Origin of the sequence: Streptomyces lincolnensis (assembly GCF_021173675.1) — a bacterium.
GTDB lineage: Bacteria > Actinomycetota > Actinomycetes > Streptomycetales > Streptomycetaceae > Streptomyces > Streptomyces lincolnensis_B.
This window is the reverse complement of record NZ_JAIHON010000008.1, coordinates 88,619-105,301: the sequence shown is the minus strand read 5'-3', so window position 1 is coordinate 105,301 and position 16,683 is coordinate 88,619. Positions and strand designations below refer to the sequence as shown.

Below are 16,683 nucleotides of genomic sequence, written 5' to 3'. Positions count from 1 at the left end.
GCGGGCCGGATGTGGCTGGTCGCGCAGTTCCTCGCGCCCCTAAGGCATGACATCAGACCGCACACTGGAAAGAGCTGCCTGCCACCATGACCTCCACCTCCAACCACCGTGATCTGCAAGCGCAGTTGGAATCCCTCACCACCGAGGCCTTTCGGCCCGACCTGGCCGACATCGACCGTCTGCCCACGCTCGACATCGCCCGTCTGATGAACGGCGAGGACGCCACCGTGCCGACGGCCGTGGCGGAGCGGCTGCCGGAGATCGCCGTCGCGATCGACGCGGTCGCCGAGCGGATGGCGCGCGGCGGGCGGCTCATCTACGCCGGGGCCGGCACCGCCGGGCGGCTCGGCGTGCTGGACGCATCCGAGTGCCCGCCGACGTTCAACACGGATCCGTCGCAGGTGGTGGGGGTGATCGCGGGGGGCCCGGAGGCGATGGTGACCTCGGTGGAGGGCGCCGAGGACTCGGTGGACCTGGCGCGGGCCGACCTGGACGGGCTCGGGGTGAGCCCGGTCGACACGGTGGTCGGGGTGTCCGCGTCCGGCCGTACCCCGTACGCCATCGGCGCGGTGGAGCACGCGCGGGCGCGGGGCGCGTTGACGATCGGGCTGGCCTGCAACGCGGACAGCGCGCTGGCGGCGGCGGCCGAGCACGGGATCGAGATCGTCGTCGGCCCGGAACTGCTGACCGGCTCGACCCGCCTGAAGGCGGGCACGGCCCAGAAGCTGGTCCTCAACATGCTCTCGACGATCACGATGATCCGTCTCGGCAAGACCTACGGGAACCTGATGGTCGACGTCCGCGCCTCCAACGACAAACTGCGCGCCCGTTCCCGCCGGATCGTCGCCCTCGCCACGGGCGCGGAGGACGACGAGATCGAGCGCGCCCTCGCCGCCACCGACGGCGAGGTGAAGAACGCCATCCTGTCGATCCTCGCGGAGGTCGACGGCCCGACGGCCGCTCGTCTGCTGGAGGAGGCGGACGGGCATCTGCGGGCGGCGCTGGGGGCGGCGCGGGACTGACCACTCGCCAACTCGGCTTGTTAGCGTGGGTGTTCGACAGGGGGAGACACCATATGACCACGCCCACGCCCACCTTCCGCATCGGCGGGGATCTCGAAGTACGGCGGCTCGGATTCGGCGCGATGCGCTTGCCGACGGAACCGGCGGACGCGCGAGCACGATCCATCCAGCTGGCCCGGCGAGCCGTCGAACTCGGGGTCACACTCATCGACACGGCCTACATGTACGGCTGGGGAGCCAACGAAGAGCTCCTGGCCGAGGCGCTCCACCCGTACCCCGCCGACCTGCTCGTCACCACCAAGGTCGGCCCCGCCCTCTCACCGGCGGGCGAGTGGTGCCTGGACGGCCGCCCCGCCGCCCTCCGCGCCCAGGTGGACAACGCGCTACGACGTCTGCGCGTCGACCGTATCGAGCTGCTCCAACTCCACCGCCTCGACCCGGACACCCCGCTCCCCGACCAGATCGGCGCCCTCCGTGACCTGCGGGCAGAGGGCAAGGTGGGCCACATCGGCCTGTCCGAGGTCACGGTCGCCGAACTGGACGAGGCCCGCTCGATCGTGGACATCGCCAGCGTCCAGAACCGCTACAACCTCCTCGACCGCCGCGAGCACGAGCCCGTCCTCAAGGCCTGCGAGGCGGCCGGCATCGCGTTCCTCCCCTGGCGCCCGCTGGCGCCGGGCGCGGCGGACGCGAACCCCGACATCACCGCCATCGCCTCCGAGCTGGACGCCACCCCGACCCAGGTCGCCCTGGCCTGGCTCCTCGCCCACTCGCCGGTGATCCTTCCGATCCCCGGTACGGCGACCCTCGCGCACCTGGAGGAGAACGTGGCGGCGGCGAACCTGACCCTCACCCCGGCCCAACTCGCCCGTCTGGACAGGCTGGACGAGGCGGCTCACTGAGGCAGCCGCCCCTCCCCGTTGATCTGCCGCACCCGCGCCCGCAGCACCTCCGCGCGCGGCGCGGGCCCGGTCTCCTCCGGCAGACAGTCCCACTCCCTGCCCCCGCCCACGGGCCTCAGCTGCACCCTGCCCCCGACGTGCCCCATGACCTCCCCGATCCGCCCGTCCCGCACGTCGACCACCTGCGCCCCCACGGCCGGCCGCTCCCCGCGCAGCACCGACGCCAGCCGCTCCGCCGTCCGCACGTTGCACCTGCCGAGGCTGACCAGGGGGAACGGCTCGTCACCGGCCGCCGTGACGGGGTCGACGTCCAGGGACGGGAGCACGACCCCCGCACCCACCAGCGCCGCCCTCAACACCTCCAGCACTTCCTCGGTCGACCGCACGACCATCTCCCGCCACCTCCACACTGAGTTGCCGATTCCCTACACAGCGTGTCCGCGACGCCCCTAACCTGGCCAGATACAACACCCCAACAACATCGTCCGTTGGACCGGGAGTCACCCATGGCAGGACCGAAGGACCTGGACCCGTCATCGTCCCCCCGCGCCCTCCTCGGCGCGGAGCTGCGCCACGCGAGAGAGAAGGCGGGACTGAGCCAGGACGAACTGGGCCAACGGCTGTTCGTCAGCGGCTCGTTCATCGGCCAACTGGAGGCGGGCACGCGGCGGATGCTCCCGGAGTACGCGCGGTCGCTGGACGAGGTCCTGGACACGGGGGACTTCTTCCGGCGGAACTGTGGGGCGGCGGCGAGGTCGCGGTATCCGGATCACTTCGCCGAGGCGGCGGAGGCGGAGAGCACGGCCAAGGAAATCAGGGAGTACTCACAGCTCCTGATCCCAGGCCTGCTGCAGACAACGGCATACGCACGCGCCGTCTGTCGGGCCTACCAACCGACAGCTCCGGACGAGGCGATCGAGGAGGTGGTGTCCGCACGCGTGGAACGGGCCCGCCTCCTCGCCGACCCAACAGAGCCGTTGTTGTGGGTGGTGATGGACGAGTCCGCTCTACGTCGGGCGACCGGCGGACCCACGGTGATGTCGGAGGCGTTGCAGCACATCGCGGGCCTGATCCGGCGGAACAGGGTGATCGTGCAGGTGTTGCCCTTCGATGCCGGAGCGCATCCCGCGATGGAGGGCTCCGTCAAGCTGATGGACTTCGAAAACGCACCCCCGCTCGCCTACTTCGAGGGTGTCGGCACCGGACGTCTGGAGGACGACCCCGCCACCGTCAGGCACCAACGGCTCACCTACGAGCTGCTCACAGCCTCCGCGCTCTCCCCACGGAATTCCCTGGTCCTGATCGAGGCAGTGGCGCAGGATTACGCCCATGAGGAGCATCCCTGAGTACGACCTGGACACCGCCACCTGGCACAAGTCCAGCTACAGCGGAGGCAGCGGCGGCAACTGCCTCGAAGTCGCCGCCGGCAACCCCACCGTCATCCCCGTCCGCGACTCCAAGCACCCTCAAGGCCCGAAGCTCGCGTTCCGGCCGGAGGCATGGTCCGCGTTCCTCGAAGCGGTGAAGGCACCCTAGGCGCGGAAGCCACGTCAGCAGATGTCGAGGCGGTTGAAGTCGTACGTCGCGTAGTCCGGCACCGTGGTGATCACGCCGTTCGCGGGGATCTTGGTGGAGTACCTGGGCCCCCAGAAGTGGACCTGGGCCCCGCCGGTCTGGTTGTTGCGAACGGCGAGCGCGTCGACGAAGTTCGAGAGTGACCGCGTATCGCACTTGAACAGGTGGAAGACGCTGTGTTTGCCGTCGCCCTGGCCGGCCGACACGCAGGCGATCCCGGATGCCAAGGAGCACGCGACCAGCGCCGCGTTCCGATTGTCGTTCGACACGTTCCGCTGCACCCACTCGCCGGAGAACAGCGGGTAGATCTGCGGTGTCCACGCGGCCGTTCCGGTCGCACCGTTCGTGGCCGCCTGTGCCGGTGCCTGCGCCGCCAGTGGAACGAGGACTGCGGCGACCATCGTCGCGACCATCGCGGCCGCCCGATTCCTGAGCCTTGTCGATCTCATGTGATCCCCTCTGTAGTCGCACCCGAGTCAGCGCCTCGAAGCGTAGGGATCGCCAGGGACGTCGTGACCCTGAGAACTGCCAGGGTGGGCACCGCCACGCGAAGTGGCGGTGCCCCGTGGGCCGACGGGCCGTGCCGTCAGCAGTCGAGGTAGGAGTCGTAGATCCAGACGCCGGTGGGGCCGCCCACCAGGTCGCCCATGATCCAGCGACCGTCGTAGTCACGGTAGATGAGCTGGTCCCCCCTGTTCACCTTGCCGAGGACCGGGTAGTTGGTGCCGGGCCCGCCGCGGAAGTTGACCCCGTCGTCGTTCACGGTGCAGACGAGGTCCTGCCGCACGACGGAGGCGGGAGCTGAGGCCGAGCCGGAGGCCTCCGTGGCCTGCCCGGTCTGTGCCAGCGGCCCGGCGATCAGTACGACTCCGCTGATCAGAGCGGCCGCGGCCAGCATGCGCTTCTGCATGGGATTTCTCTTTTCCGTTCGTTGCCGGGTCCTCGGTGCGGGACCCGATGCACCGTTTGTAGCCGCTAATCTGTTGTTCAAGACCGGTCGCCCGAAGCTGAACAAACGGATGCCGAACAATCCGTGTGACCAGGGGGAAGGGGTGGGCGTGTGCCACGGGGAGAGATTCCTTTGGACCCGGACGGCGGTCCATTGTTCGAATTCGCGGCACGCTTACGGAAACTGCGGGAACAGGCCGGTTCTCCCACCTACCGGGACCTCGCACGGGACGCGCATTATTCGATCGCGTCGCTGTCCTCGGCCGCGGCGGGACGGCAGCTGCCCAGCCTGGCCGTCACCCTCGCCTACGTCCGCGCCTGCGGCGGTGACGAGCGGGAATGGAAGCTGATCTGGCAACGGACGGCCGACGCGTGCACAGGCGCGGGCACCGACGCGGGCGCATCGGCCGAGACCGGCCCCGAGGACCGGAGAAGCGGTGGCGCCAAGCCGCCGTATGTCGGTCTGGCGGCTTTCGGAGAGGCCGACGCCGGTGTTTTCTTCGGACGCGAGAAACTCACCGCCACCCTTGTCGAACATCTGAAGGAAAAACGGCTTCTTGTCTTGTTCGGGGCATCCGGATCCGGAAAGTCGTCGGTGCTGCGCGCGGGTGTGCTTCCCGCTTTTCCCGGTGTTTCCTCACTGGTCTTCACACCCGGCCCGCATCCGCTGGAGGAATGCGCCGTCCGGCTGGCGGCCCGTGCCGGGGCCGCCCCCGGCGAGGTGCGCGACGGACTCGCCGCCGAGCCGCACACCTTCCACCGGCTGGTGCGGCAGATCCTCGCGCGGGAGCAGGAGGCGGGCTCCACCGCGGACGAACTGCTCGTCGTCGTGGACCAGTTCGAGGAGGTGTTCACGGTCTGCCGCGACCCGCGGGAAAGGGAGCGGTTCCTCGCCGCGCTCCTGCACGCGGCGCAGGCCCCCGACAGCCGCACCCGGGTCGCCATCGCCGTACGGTCCGACTTCTACACGCACTGCACACGGCTGCCCGGCCTCGTCGACGTCCTGCCCCACGCCCACCGTCCCGTCGGCCCGATGACCGTCGAGGAGTTGCGGGCGGCGATCGTCCAGCCGGCCGCCCGCTCCCGGCTCACCGTCGAGAGCGCCCTGCTGACCGGCCTCACGGCCGAGGCCCACGGCCGGCCGGGAGCCCTGCCCCTGCTGTCGCACGCACTGCTGGAGACCTGGGGCCGACGGCGGGGCAACGCCCTCACGCTGGCCGGATACCGTGCGGCGGGCGGCTTCGAGGGGGCGCTCGCCCAGACCGCCGAGGCGTTCCACCACGCCCTGGGCGACAGCGGGCGGTGGGCCGCGCGACGGCTGTTCCTGCGGCTCGTCGCGCTGGGCGAGGGCACCGAGGACACCAAACGCCGGGTGCCGCGCCAGGAACTCGACGACGGTCCCGACACCGGGACCGTCCTGGAACAGGCGACCCGGGCCCGGCTGCTGACGGTCGACGGTGACCATGTGGAGATCGCCCACGAGGCGCTGATCCGCTGCTGGCCCCGGCTCGGCGACTGGCTGGAGGAGGACCGCGACCAGGAACGTCTGCGACGCGCGCTGACCGAGGCCACCACGCTCTGGGAGTCCCTGGACCGCGACCCCGACCTCCTGTACCGCGGGGTACGCCTCGCCGCCGCGAAGGACCTCCCGCCGCGGGCGCTGACCGCGCGGGAACGCGCCTTCCTCGACGCCTGCGAGTCGGCGGCACGGCAGGAGCGGCAGCGCGAGGGCCGCCGACTGCGTCGGCTGCGCAGGCTGGTCGGCGCCCTGGTCGTCCTGCTGGTGTGTGCCGTGGCCGCCGCCGGTTTCGCCGTACAGGCGCAGGGCACCATCACACGGCAGCGCAACGAGGCCGTGATCCTGCGGGCCGCCGACGAGGCCGTGCGCCTCAGCCCGAGCAATCCGTCACTGGCCGTCCCGATCGCGCTGGCCGCCTACCGCCAGGCCCCGCAGGGCCGCACCCGGGACGCCCTGCTCAGCACCCTGTCCATCGCGTCGACCGACCCCCGGCCGACCGGGCACACACCGGCCGTGACCGCCGACGGCCGCACCCTGGCCATGGCCGACCAGGCGCAGATCGTCCTGTGGGACCTGAGCGATCCACGCCGGCCCCGTCGGCTCGGCGCCATCGACACCCGCGAATTCGCCCTGAACGGAATCGAGTTCACCCCGCACGGCGACACGCTGGTCGGCGTGGGCAGTGACCACACGCTCCGGCTGTGGGACGTGACCGACCCGCGCCGTCCCACCCTGTTGTGCAAGCGGCCCACGGGGCACACCGAAGCCGTCTACTCCCTCGCCGTGCGCCACGACGGCCGACTGGCCGCCACCAGCGGTTACGACGACGTCCTCCACCTCTGGGACATCACCGACCCAGCACGTCCCCGCAGGCTCGACAGGCTCGTCGGCCACACCGCCAACGTCAAACCCGTGACCTTCAGCCCCGACGGAAGGACCCTGGCCTCGGGCTCCGACGACCGCACCATCCGCGTCTGGGACGTCACCGACCCGCGCCACGCCACCCCCGTCGCCGTCCTCAAGGGACACCGGCACTTCGTGGACGCCCTCGCCTACAGTCCGGACGGCCGCACCCTGCTGAGCGGGAGCGACGACCACACGGCACGGCTGTGGGACATCGGCGGTCTTCCCCGGCACCGGCGACTGGGCGAGCTGGTGAGACACGCCGACATCGTCGCCGGCGTCGCCTTCGCCTCCCACGGCCGCACCGCGGTCACCGTCGGAGTGGACGGCGTGGTGAACGTCTGGGACGTGACCGACCGCGCCCGCCCCGCCCCGCTGGCCCACCTCACCAACCCCCGCGGCACGGTCAAGGAGGTCCGCCACCTCACCACGCACGGCCTGTTCCTCACCGTGACCGCCCACCGCAGCGTCCAGATCTGGCACACGGACCTCGACCGGGTACTCACCAACGCCTGCGACCACTTCCCCGGCACCATCACCCGCGCCCAGTGGTCCCGCCACTTCCCCCGCCTCGACTACACCCCACCCTGCCCCCGCCACACCTGACCCGAAGCTCAAGCCCCGAACTCCGAGCCCTGTTTTCAAGGAATGGGTGGAGGGCCTCAACCCGCCCTCCCACCCGGCGAGTTGACGCGCCGCATCCGGTTTGCCACGCAGGGTGACGATCCTCTAGCGTGCCCGCATAACGAACAGCCCCCGCCAGGCGCTAGCAACACCTGCGGGGGCTTAACCGCCGAGATCAGGAAACGTGATCCCGTGGCTGACGCCAACTTTAGTGGTATGCCCCTGCCCGCGCACGCGACCCCGCACCCGATGGCCAAACCGGGCTACGGAAAACGCACCGCGCCGGCCCAACATCCCCGCACCGCGCACGACTTCGCGCACCTCCCACCCCGCGAAGCCGCCATCGCCGCCTACGTGGACCGCCTCCCCGAGGGCGCCGACATCTCCGTAAAGACGCTGGCCAAGGAGCTGCCCTACGGACAGTGCGCCCTGCGGACCGCCCTCAACAACCTCCAGCGCGCAGGGCACTTGCGCCGGGGACGCGAACATCTGACCGCCGCCGACGGCGGTACCCGCTGGATCACCCGATCGTGGTTCTCGCGCACCGCACACGAGGATGACTGGTGGGCGGCGTTCACCAGAGGCGACGTACCGAAAGAACCCCCACAGAGCGCACCCACCCGTTCCCGCGCCCACATCCTCCTCGCCGCCCTCGGTCGCGAGGCCCCCACGCTCTCGCTCTCCGCCGCGGACTGTGCCGCCCTCGCCCCGCTCGTCACCGAGTGGTACGCACGCGGCGCCACCGACACGGACGTGCTCCGCGCCCTGACCACCGGCCTGCCCACCCCGGTCCACCACCCGGCCGCCCTGATCCGCAACCGCCTGACCACGAAGCTCCCACCGGAGCCGGAGGTAGCACCCGCTCCCCGCCGGATCCTGGAGTGCGCCGAATGCGGACTGCCCGGGCGCCCGGAGGCCCTGCCCGGGGGCGTGTGCGCAGGCTGCCGTACCGGACGCGCCCCCACACGCTCCCCCGCGATCCTGCCCGCCCCCGAGATCCACGCACGCGCGGGCGAGATCCGTGCCGCAATGTCCCAGAGGCGACGAGAAGGGACACCCGTATGACAGCGCCCACGGTCCGACGAGACCACTCCAGGGCACGATGGGGGGAAGGAGGCAACGCCATGAACCCTGATACCGCCGAGCACCCGCAGATGTCCGTCGAGGACTTCGACGAACTCGTCCGCAGGGCTCCGAGGGAGCTGCGCAACCGGCTGGAGTTCCTCGGCGGGAGGCTCTCCGTCCGGCACGGCCCGCTCGACGTCGACGAATTCGAGGAGCTTGCCGCCGCAGCCCCGGAAACCGTGCGGCTTGAGTACATCAACGGAAAGGTAGTAGTCAAGGCCATGCCGGACGGGAAACACACGTCGATCTTCATGTGGCTGCTACGCCAGTGCATGCAGCATCGCCCCGACCTGGACCTCGCGCCCGAGCGGGGCGTCAGGGCTGAGGCCTACCGCAAGGGCCGTGCCCGTACGGATGGTTTCCTGGCACCGGTGGACCACTTCGTGGGGGACGGCGAATGGTCCGAGGCAGACGGAGCACTCATGGCCGTCGAGATCACCTCCCACGACCGGGACACCAACCAGCGCGACCGCATCGACAAACCCGTCGGCTACGCGGAGGCCGACATCCCCGTCTACCTCCTCATCGACCGCGACAACGCCACCGTGACCGTCTTCAGCGAACCCAAGGACGGCCACTACCAGCAGTCCCCCAGCTACCCCTGGGGCGCCACCGTCGAGATCCCGGCGCCCGTGAACATCACCCTGGATACCGAAAAACTCAAGGATTACGCAGACTGACTCCATGAACCACGCCCAGCTCACCGCCCTAGGCCGAGCCCTGCGACTCCTCGGGGAGCACGGGGAGGCGCTCACCGGGGACACCCCGGACGGCAAGTTGCACGAGGTCAAGGCCGATATCAAGCGGGCCCTGGACCTGCTGGACGAGAGCGTGACCGGGGCCGCGCCCACCACTCGCTGCGCCGAGCATCCCAACGGCCCCGTGGACGAGGCCGCCCCCGACCTGTGCCTGCTGTGCGAGACGCGGCGCCGGGCGGCCCGGCGTTCCGAGTACGACGGGCCCGCCGCCCCGCCCCGGCACACCGAGCCCGTGCCCTCGCGGTACGGCGTCCGGGAGGACCGGCCGCAGCCGCAGCAGCGCTGGCTGCCGGAGCGGTGGAACGGGCAGGTGTGGGAGCTGTGCGGCACGCCCCGGCGGGACCGCCGGGAGGCCGAGCTGTACATCGCCGCCCAGCGTCGCGGACCGCGCCCCGCCATGGCCTACCGGCTCGTGCACGAGTTCACCGACTACGAGGTGCTGCGGGTCTGGGGCACGCCGGTCAAGGTGGACATCGAGCCCCTGGGCAACCTCTGAAACACCTCGCCCACCTCTAAAAAACCCTCGCCTGCAACCCCTGTCACTTCAGCAACGGCAGGGCCGCGAACTCGTACCCCTCCCACAGCCGCCGTACGGCCTCCTCCGGGTACGCCCGTACCTCCGGCTCCGCGTCCAGCACCTGCGTCAGGCGCCCGCTCGCCTCGTCGTACGCCGGCCAGCCCGGATCCCCGGTCCGCGCGAAGCCCGTCCAGGCCGACTGGAAGCGGGCGGTCAGCGCCCGCGCCCCGGCCGGGACCCCGCTGCCCGCGAAGAGCAGGTTGCCGAGATCGGCCCCGTACGTGCCGAAGAGCAGCGGGATGTCCAGGCCGTGGCACGCGCCGAGGATGCCCCCGGCGCCCGGTGCCGGCCAGGTGAGTTCGTAGAGGTGCGCCCGCCCGCCGCCCGCGACCTGCGCCTGGGCGAGCCGCACGGACGGCATCCCGAACAGCCAGTCCGTCTGCACGCGTTCGTACAGCTCGGTCGGCGTGGCCTCGGGGAAGGCGGCGCGGTAGGAACGTTCGCCGTCGGGGCCGGGGGCGAACGTGCGCAGCGCCCAGGACGCCTGCTCGTCGGTGATCCTGCCGAGCTGTTCGCCGAGGACGAGGAAGAGCCGGAACTCGTCGCGGTTGTGCCCGACGAGCAGCTCGACGTCCCGGGCCGAGCCCGCCGCCAGCGCCTCCCAGGGGGTGCGGGGCAGAATCTCGCCGTCGACGACCGGGGAGAAGGGGGTGACGGTGGGCGCCGCCTGCCCCCACCGGTCCTCGTACTGGCGCATCTTCGCGCCCAGGGCCTCACCCGCGGAGGTGAGCCGGCGCGGATCCACGGTGGCGAGGTCGGCGGCCGTCGGCCGCAGGCCCACCTCCGCGGCGAGTTCGCGTCCCATGTCCCGGGCGAGGTCGTCGGAGAAGTACGTGCCGGGCACGCTCTGGGCGATCGCCCGCCGGAACAGACCGCGCGCCCTCGGCATGGCCAGCAGCGCGGCGACGGATCCGGCGCCCGCCGACTCCCCGAAGACGGTGACCTGCCCGGGGTCGCCGCCGAACGCCGTGATGTTGTCCCGTACCCACTCCAGCGCGGCGACCTGGTCCAGCAGACCGCGGTTGGCGGGCGCCCCCTCCAGGGAGGCGAACCCCTCCATGCCGACCCGGTAGTTGAGGGATACGACGACCAGGTCGCCGGCGCGGGCGAGGTGCTGGGCGTCGTAGCCGGGGCTGCCCGTGTGGCCGAGCTTGTAGGCGCCGCCGTAGATCCACACCATCACGGGGCGGCCGGCCGCCGGGTCGGCGTCGGGCGTCCAGACGTTGACGGTCAGCCAGTCGTCGCCGGTGGGCGCGTCGAGGACTCCGGTGCGGCCCTGGATACCGAGGTCCTGCGGGGGCGGCGGGCCGAAGGCGTACGCCTCCCGGGTTCCCTCCCAGACCCGCACGGGCCGCGGCGCCTGGAACCGCGCCTCCCCCACCGGGGGCTCGGCGAAGGGGATGCCCCGGAAGACCGCGAGCCCCTCCTCCGTGCGCCCGCGCACCGCGCCGGCCGTGGTGCGGACGACCGGCTCTTCCGGTCCCTCGGCTGTCGTCATCGTCGGACTCCTCACGGGTGGGGGTGATCAGCTGCGGCCTCGCTCCACTCCAGCCCATCCCCTTGCGTAGGTCAACCAATGTGTCGGTCGATGACATGGGGGATTCGGGCGCTCGGCCCGTGCTTCTCCACCATCGCCCGCGTCCGCTCCTCGTCCAGCTCGTACACCGTCTCGTGCGCGCGGGGGTCGCGGGCGTGGAGGGTGTGGAACATCGGGCTCGTCGGGCCGCCCAGCTCGACCAGCGACGCCGACGCCCCGCGCACCGCCCGTTCCGTGCCGGGCCGGGTCGTCAGGTCGATGCGGTTGACCACCCCCGGCGTCACCCACACCGGCACCGACTCCAGCGTCCCGAACAGCTGGAGGTGGTAGTGCCCGGTGAGGATCACGCGTACGTCGCTGCCCCGGATGGTGTCCGCCAGCTCGCCCGGGTCGACCAGCCCGAAGACCGGCTGGGTGGCCGAGAGGTCGAGGCTGATCGGCGGGTGGTGGAAGGCCAGGACGGTGCCCTGCTCGGCCGGGGTGCTCAACACGCCCTTCAGCCAGTCGAGTTGGGTCGCGCCGAGTCGGCCGTAGACCTTGCCCGGGACCAGCGAGTCCAGGGTGACCAGGCGCCATCCGGCGACCGTGCTCACCGCCGCCCGCTCGGAGGCCTCGGCCTCCAGGACCACCTCCGGCTCGGAGTGTCCGCTGCCCAGCACCTTGACGAAGGCGGTCCGCTCGTCGTGGTTGCCGGTGGTGTAGAAGACGGGCGCTCCCAGAGGGCGCGCGAAGTCGCCGATGAGCTCGCGGAGCGCCGCGTACGCCTCCACCGACCCGTCGTCGGCGAGATCGCCGGTGACGACGACCGCGTCCAGGCCCCGCAGGTGGCCGAGCTCGGCGAGCATCAGGCGCAGGGACGCGGTGGCGTTGACGCCGTACTTGTTGGGAGTGTCGGTGCGGTCCAGGTGGGTGTCCGAGAGGTGCAGTATCCGCATCTCCCGGACACTAGACGGGAGTCGGCGATCAGGACAGCGACTTCAGGGACGCCGCCTCGTACGGCTTCAGCTCGTCGACGCGGCCGGAGAGGACCTTCTCGGCCCAGTGCGGGTCCTGCAGAAGGGCGCGGCCGACGGCCACGAGGTCGTACTCGTCGCGCTCCAGGCCGTCGAGGAGGTCCTCGATGCCCTTGGTCGGGGACCCCTCGCCCGCGAACGCGCCGAGGAACTCGCCGTCGAGGCCGACCGAGCCGACGGTGATGGCTGTCTTGCCGGTGAGCTTCTTGGTCCAGCCGGCGAGGTTGAGGTCGGAGCCCTCGAACTCGGGGATCCAGTAGCGGCGGGTGGAGGCGTGGAAGGCGTCGACACCGGCCGCGGCGAGCGGGGTGAGGATGGCCTCCAGCTCCTCGGGGGTCTCGGCGAGCCGGGCGTCGTAGGCCTCCTGCTTCCACTGCGAGTAGCGGAAGAGGATCGGGAACTCGGGCGAGACCGTCTCGCGTACGGCCGCGACGATCTCCGCCGCGAACTTCGTACGGGCGACCGGGTCACCGCCGTAGGCGTCCGTGCGGCGGTTGGTGCCCGCCCACAGGAACTGGTCGATGAGGTAGCCGTGGGCTCCGTGCAGCTCCACGCCGTCGAAGCCGATGCGCTCGGCGGCGGCCGCGGCCTCGGCGAACGCGCCGATGACGTCGTCCAGGTCCCGCTGGGTCATCGCCTTGCCGGTGGGCTCGACCGCGCCGATCCGCAGGCCGGACGGGCCCACGGCCGGGGCGTCGGCGTAGGGCGGCTGGCCCTGCTCGCGCACCATGCCGATGTGCCACAGCTGCGGGACGATCGTGCCGCCCGCGGCGTGCACCTCGTCGGCGACCCTGGCCCACCCCGCCAGCTGCTCCGTGCCGTGGAAGCGCGGGATGCTGTCGCTCTGCCCGGCCGAGTCGTGCCCGACGTACGTGCCCTCGGTGACGATCAGGCCCACTCCGGCGGCGGCCCGGCGGGCGTAGTACGACGCCACGTCCTCGCCGGGGATCCCGCCCGGGGAGAAGGCGCGGGTCATGGGCGCCATAGCGATGCGGTTCGGGACGGTCAGGCCGTTGATGGTGGTCGGCCGGGACAGGATCTCGGCGGCACGGGAGGCGGAGGGAGAGGCGGCGGAGGAAGCGGAGGGGGAAGGAGATCCGGCGGGGGAAGCGGCGGGGGCGGTCACGTGGCGATACTCCTCGGTATGTGCATACGCATGGACCCTACCCGGGCGACAACCACCTCATCCGTCACGGCATTTCCCGCTGCCGTGTGAGACGGGACACCCCCGCCCACGCCCGAGGGCGGCACCCCCTGTCGGAACAGGAAGTGCCGCCCTCGGTAAGGACGTTGATCAACCAGAGGTCGATCAGAAGTCCATGTCACCGCCCGGCATGCCGCCGCCGGCCGGGGCGGCGCCCGCCTTCTCCGGCTTGTCGGCGATGACGGCCTCGGTGGTGAGGAACAGCGCGGCGATGGAGGCGGCGTTCTGCAGAGCGGAACGGGTCACCTTCGCCGGGTCGATGATGCCCTCGGCGATCATGTCGACGTACTCACCGGTCGCGGCGTTCAGGCCGTGGCCGACGGGCAGGTTGCGCACCTTCTCGACGATGACGCCGCCCTCGAGACCACCGTTGACGGCGATCTGCTTGAGCGGAGCCTCCAGGGCGAGCTTCACGGCGTTGGCGCCGGTCGCCTCGTCACCCTCCAGGTCCAGCTTCTCGAAGACCGTGGAGGCCTGGATGAGGGCCACGCCACCACCGGCGACGATGCCCTCCTCGACGGCCGCCTTCGCGTTGCGAACGGCGTCCTCGATGCGGTGCTTGCGCTCCTTGAGCTCGACCTCGGTCGCGGCACCGGCCTTGATGACGGCCACGCCGCCCGCGAGCTTCGCCAGGCGCTCCTGGAGCTTCTCGCGGTCGTAGTCGGAGTCGGAGTTCTCGATCTCGGCGCGGATCTGGTTGACCCGGCCCTGAACCTGCTCGGAGGAGCCGGCACCGTCGACGATGGTGGTCTCGTCCTTGGTGATGACGACCTTGCGGGCACGGCCCAGAAGGTCCAGGGAGGTGTTCTCGAGCTTGAGACCGACCTCCTCGGAGATGACCTCGCCACCGGTGAGGATGGCGATGTCGTTCAGCATCGCCTTGCGGCGGTCACCGAAGCCCGGGGCCTTGACCGCGACGGACTTGAAGGTGCCGCGGATCTTGTTGACGACCAGGGTCGACAGGGCCTCGCCCTCGACGTCCTCGGCGATGATCAGCAGCGGCTTGCCCGACTGCATGACCTTCTCCAGGAGCGGGAGCAGGTCCTTGACGGAGCCGATCTTGGAGTTGGCGATGAGGATGTAGGGGTCGTCGAGCGACGCCTCCATCCGCTCCATGTCGGTGGCGAAGTACGCCGAGATGTAGCCCTTGTCGAAGCGCATACCCTCGGTGAGCTCCAGCTCCAGACCGAAGGTCTGGGACTCCTCGACGGTGATGACGCCTTCCTTGCCGACCTTGTCCATCGCCTCGGCGATGAGCTCGCCGATCTGGGTGTCGGCGGCGGAGATGGAGGCCGTCGAAGCGATCTGCTCCTTGGTCTCCACGTCCTTGGCCTGCTCAAGGAGGGCACCGGAGACGGCCTCGACGGCCTTCTCGATACCGCGCTTGAGGGCCATCGGGTTGGCGCCGGCGGCTACGTTGCGCAGACCCTCGCGCACGAGCGCCTGGGCGAGCACGGTCGCCGTGGTCGTACCGTCGCCGGCGACGTCGTCCGTCTTCTTGGCGACTTCCTTGACCAGCTCGGCGCCGATCTTCTCGTACGGGTCCTCGAGCTCGATCTCCTTGGCGATGGACACACCATCGTTGGTGATCGTGGGGGCGCCCCACTTCTTCTCGAGGACGACGTTGCGACCCTTGGGACCAAGGGTGACCTTGACGGCGTCGGCGAGCTGGTTCATCCCGCGCTCGAGACCGCGCCGTGCCTCCTCGTCGAACGCGATGATCTTGGCCATGTGAAGTGGTCCTCCCAGGACTGGGGGTGATTACCTCGTGGACCGCGCCCGCGCCCGCGACGGACGGCACGCCGGCCGGCGGTTCCTTGCCCCACCTGGCCTGCGGGCCTCACCGACCCGGTCCTTCGTTGTCACTCTCACCTTCAGAGTGCTAACGCCAATGATTAGCACTCGCCCATGCCGAGTGCAAGCGCCTCAGGGAGATCCGCAGGTGAACAGCGCCCCCCCGGCGGGGCACGCGGAAGGGCTCGCACCCTGGGGTGCGAGCCCTTGCGTGATGTACAGAAGAACGTCGCTGCAGTCGGCGCGCGCTTCAGCCGGTCGCGAGCCGGACCATGTCCGCCTGCGGCCCCTTCTGACCCTGCGAGATCTCGAAATCGACCCGCTGGCCCTCTTCAAGGGTGCGGTACCCGTCCATCTGGATGGCGCTGTAGTGGACGAAAACATCCGCACCACCGTCGACCGCGATGAAGCCGTACCCCTTCTCCGCGTTGAACCACTTGACGGTGCCCTGAGCCATGCCTAACTCCCCTATTACTGGCCCTTGCGCAGATCCACACTTCGTGAATCCGGGTCAGACCTCACCCCCCACAGGATTGGGGGCGTGCGCCGGAACGCGTCGACCGCGGCTGAATGTATCTGTCCAACTGCCGTCTGCAACAGGTCAATCAGACGAGAATTCTGGACGCTCAAGGTCGGGAATGTGGCGAGAATTCGCCTGAATTCAGGGCAAGTCGGGCCCCGCAAAGCACACAAAAGCCACGAAAGAGGCGCACACTTTGGCTACTTCTTGTCGGGCATAAGGCAGGAACCAAGGCGGCCGACCCGGGGATCAGCGACGCGTTCCCCAACTGTACCGCGCTCAACCACACTGAATTGCCCCCTCCGCTTCTCTCACGGAGGGGGCAATTCGATGAACTCTCGGTAACTGGCGTTACCGACGGTAATGATCAGCCGCCGGCGACGGCCGGAATGATCGAGACCCCGGCCCCGTCGGGGGTCGCCGTCTCCAGCCCCTGCTCGAAGCGGACGTCGTCGTCGTTGACGTACACGTTGACGAACCGGCGCAACTTCCCCTGGTCGTCCAGCACCCGGGCGGCGATCCCGGTGTGGTTCTTCTCCAGATCGGCGATGACCTCACCGAGCGTGGCACCTTCGGCGGCGACCTCGGCCTGGCCGCCGGTGTAGGTGCGCAGGATGGTGGGGATGCGGACGTTGACGCTCACGTTGAAACCTCCGGTCAGG

General features: G+C 70.5%; 17 protein-coding genes. 8 read left to right on the top strand and 9 right to left on the bottom strand.

Annotated features, from left to right (window positions below; translation table 11 throughout):
* The first annotated feature begins 86 nt into the window (after positions 1–86).
* A complete protein-coding gene (gene murQ / locus K4B79_RS24250) occupies positions 87–1,022 on the top strand; it encodes an N-acetylmuramic acid 6-phosphate etherase (RefSeq protein ID WP_232029000.1) in 936 nt (311 codons plus the stop codon).
* A gap of 53 nt (positions 1,023–1,075) precedes the next feature.
* Positions 1,076–1,924, top strand: a complete 849-nt coding sequence (locus tag K4B79_RS24245; RefSeq protein WP_232028999.1) for an aldo/keto reductase — start codon at positions 1,076–1,078, stop codon at positions 1,922–1,924.
* Here K4B79_RS24245 and K4B79_RS24240 read toward each other — a convergent pair.
* Positions 1,918–2,310 carry a hypothetical protein gene (locus K4B79_RS24240; RefSeq protein ID WP_232029411.1) on the bottom strand — a complete coding sequence of 131 codons (393 nt, stop codon included), beginning with the start codon at positions 2,308–2,310 and terminating at the stop codon, positions 1,918–1,920. The two genes, K4B79_RS24245 and K4B79_RS24240, sit on opposite strands and share 7 nt — an antisense overlap.
* 120 nt (positions 2,311–2,430) lie before the next feature.
* Here K4B79_RS24240 and K4B79_RS24235 point away from each other — a divergent pair, with 120 nt between their 5' ends.
* Together K4B79_RS24235 and K4B79_RS24230 are read left to right on the top strand one after the other, a co-directional pair.
* Complete coding sequence (locus K4B79_RS24235) at positions 2,431–3,270, top strand: helix-turn-helix domain-containing protein (RefSeq protein ID WP_232028998.1); 840 nt, start codon at positions 2,431–2,433, stop codon at positions 3,268–3,270.
* Positions 3,254–3,460 carry a DUF397 domain-containing protein gene (locus K4B79_RS24230; RefSeq protein WP_232028997.1) on the top strand — a complete coding sequence of 69 codons (207 nt, stop codon included), beginning with the start codon at positions 3,254–3,256 and terminating at the stop codon, positions 3,458–3,460. Before K4B79_RS24235 ends, K4B79_RS24230 begins: the two co-directional genes overlap by 17 nt.
* Before the next feature lie 14 nt (positions 3,461–3,474).
* Here the strand turns inward: K4B79_RS24230 and K4B79_RS24225 are convergent, their stop codons facing one another.
* Entirely contained in the window at positions 3,475–3,948 is a 474-nt protein-coding gene (locus K4B79_RS24225; RefSeq protein WP_232028996.1) for a hypothetical protein, read from the bottom strand.
* 137 nt (positions 3,949–4,085) lie between these two features.
* Complete coding sequence (locus tag K4B79_RS24220; protein WP_232028995.1) at positions 4,086–4,409, bottom strand: SH3 domain-containing protein; 324 nt, start codon at positions 4,407–4,409, stop codon at positions 4,086–4,088.
* A gap of 192 nt (positions 4,410–4,601) precedes the next feature.
* Here K4B79_RS24220 and K4B79_RS24215 point away from each other — a divergent pair, with 192 nt between their 5' ends.
* The 4 genes from K4B79_RS24215 to K4B79_RS24200 all read left to right on the top strand — a co-directional run bounded on the left by K4B79_RS24215 (position 4,602) and on the right by K4B79_RS24200 (position 9,872).
* Positions 4,602–7,475 carry a WD40 repeat domain-containing protein gene (locus tag K4B79_RS24215; protein WP_232028994.1) on the top strand — a complete coding sequence of 958 codons (2,874 nt, stop codon included), beginning with the start codon at positions 4,602–4,604 and terminating at the stop codon, positions 7,473–7,475.
* A 267-nt stretch (positions 7,476–7,742) separates the two neighbouring features.
* Positions 7,743–8,558 carry a hypothetical protein gene (locus K4B79_RS24210; RefSeq protein ID WP_232029410.1) on the top strand — a complete coding sequence of 272 codons (816 nt, stop codon included), beginning with the start codon at positions 7,743–7,745 and terminating at the stop codon, positions 8,556–8,558.
* A 59-nt stretch (positions 8,559–8,617) separates the two neighbouring features.
* Positions 8,618–9,298: a Uma2 family endonuclease gene (locus tag K4B79_RS24205; protein WP_232028993.1), complete on the top strand. Its 681-nt coding sequence runs from the start codon at positions 8,618–8,620 to the stop codon at positions 9,296–9,298.
* A gap of 4 nt (positions 9,299–9,302) precedes the next feature.
* On the top strand, positions 9,303–9,872 hold the full coding sequence (locus K4B79_RS24200; protein ID WP_232028992.1) for a hypothetical protein: 570 nt from the start codon (positions 9,303–9,305) through the stop codon (positions 9,870–9,872).
* 43 nt (positions 9,873–9,915) lie between these two features.
* Here the strand turns inward: K4B79_RS24200 and K4B79_RS24195 are convergent, their stop codons facing one another.
* The 6 genes from K4B79_RS24195 to K4B79_RS24170 all read right to left on the bottom strand — a co-directional run bounded on the left by K4B79_RS24195 (position 9,916) and on the right by K4B79_RS24170 (position 16,664).
* A complete protein-coding gene (locus tag K4B79_RS24195; protein WP_232028991.1) occupies positions 9,916–11,451 on the bottom strand; it encodes a carboxylesterase/lipase family protein in 1,536 nt (511 codons plus the stop codon).
* 71 nt (positions 11,452–11,522) lie between these two features.
* A complete protein-coding gene (locus K4B79_RS24190) occupies positions 11,523–12,425 on the bottom strand; it encodes a metallophosphoesterase (protein WP_232028990.1) in 903 nt (300 codons plus the stop codon).
* Between the two features lie 28 nt (positions 12,426–12,453).
* Positions 12,454–13,542, bottom strand: coding sequence for an NADH:flavin oxidoreductase (locus K4B79_RS24185; protein ID WP_374208514.1), 1,089 nt, complete (start codon positions 13,540–13,542; stop codon positions 12,454–12,456).
* Between the two features lie 270 nt (positions 13,543–13,812).
* Positions 13,813–15,438, bottom strand: a complete 1,626-nt coding sequence (groL, locus tag K4B79_RS24180; protein WP_232028988.1) for a chaperonin GroEL — start codon at positions 15,436–15,438, stop codon at positions 13,813–13,815.
* Positions 15,439–15,751: 313 nt separating this feature from the next.
* Positions 15,752–15,958 (bottom strand): cold-shock protein, encoded by a 207-nt coding sequence (locus tag K4B79_RS24175; RefSeq protein WP_007493268.1) that lies wholly within the window; start codon positions 15,956–15,958, stop codon positions 15,752–15,754.
* A 430-nt stretch (positions 15,959–16,388) separates the two neighbouring features.
* On the bottom strand, positions 16,389–16,664 hold the full coding sequence (locus K4B79_RS24170; RefSeq protein ID WP_128432056.1) for a ubiquitin-like small modifier protein 1: 276 nt from the start codon (positions 16,662–16,664) through the stop codon (positions 16,389–16,391).
* Between the last annotated feature and the right edge of the window lie 19 nt (positions 16,665–16,683).

Bases quoted from the DNA above. Each gene is read 5' to 3' on its own strand.
- K4B79_RS24175 (WP_007493268.1), bottom strand. From the start codon at position 15,958: ATGGCTCAGGGCACCGTCAAGTGGTTCAACGCGGAGAAGGGGTACGGC.
- K4B79_RS24200 (WP_232028992.1), top strand. From the start codon at position 9,303: ATGAACCACGCCCAGCTCACCGCCCTAGGCCGAGCCCTGCGACTCCTC.
- K4B79_RS24195 (WP_232028991.1), bottom strand. From the start codon at position 11,451: ATGACGACAGCCGAGGGACCGGAAGAGCCGGTCGTCCGCACCACGGCC.
- K4B79_RS24190 (WP_232028990.1), bottom strand. From the start codon at position 12,425: ATGCGGATACTGCACCTCTCGGACACCCACCTGGACCGCACCGACACT.
- murQ (WP_232029000.1), top strand. From the start codon at position 87: ATGACCTCCACCTCCAACCACCGTGATCTGCAAGCGCAGTTGGAATCC.
- K4B79_RS24220 (WP_232028995.1), bottom strand. From the start codon at position 4,409: ATGCAGAAGCGCATGCTGGCCGCGGCCGCTCTGATCAGCGGAGTCGTA.
- K4B79_RS24210 (WP_232029410.1), top strand. From the start codon at position 7,743: ATGGCCAAACCGGGCTACGGAAAACGCACCGCGCCGGCCCAACATCCC.
- K4B79_RS24205 (WP_232028993.1), top strand. From the start codon at position 8,618: ATGAACCCTGATACCGCCGAGCACCCGCAGATGTCCGTCGAGGACTTC.
- K4B79_RS24245 (WP_232028999.1), top strand. From the start codon at position 1,076: ATGACCACGCCCACGCCCACCTTCCGCATCGGCGGGGATCTCGAAGTA.
- K4B79_RS24230 (WP_232028997.1), top strand. From the start codon at position 3,254: ATGAGGAGCATCCCTGAGTACGACCTGGACACCGCCACCTGGCACAAG.
- groL (WP_232028988.1), bottom strand. From the start codon at position 15,438: ATGGCCAAGATCATCGCGTTCGACGAGGAGGCACGGCGCGGTCTCGAG.
- K4B79_RS24225 (WP_232028996.1), bottom strand. From the start codon at position 3,948: ATGAGATCGACAAGGCTCAGGAATCGGGCGGCCGCGATGGTCGCGACG.
- K4B79_RS24235 (WP_232028998.1), top strand. From the start codon at position 2,431: ATGGCAGGACCGAAGGACCTGGACCCGTCATCGTCCCCCCGCGCCCTC.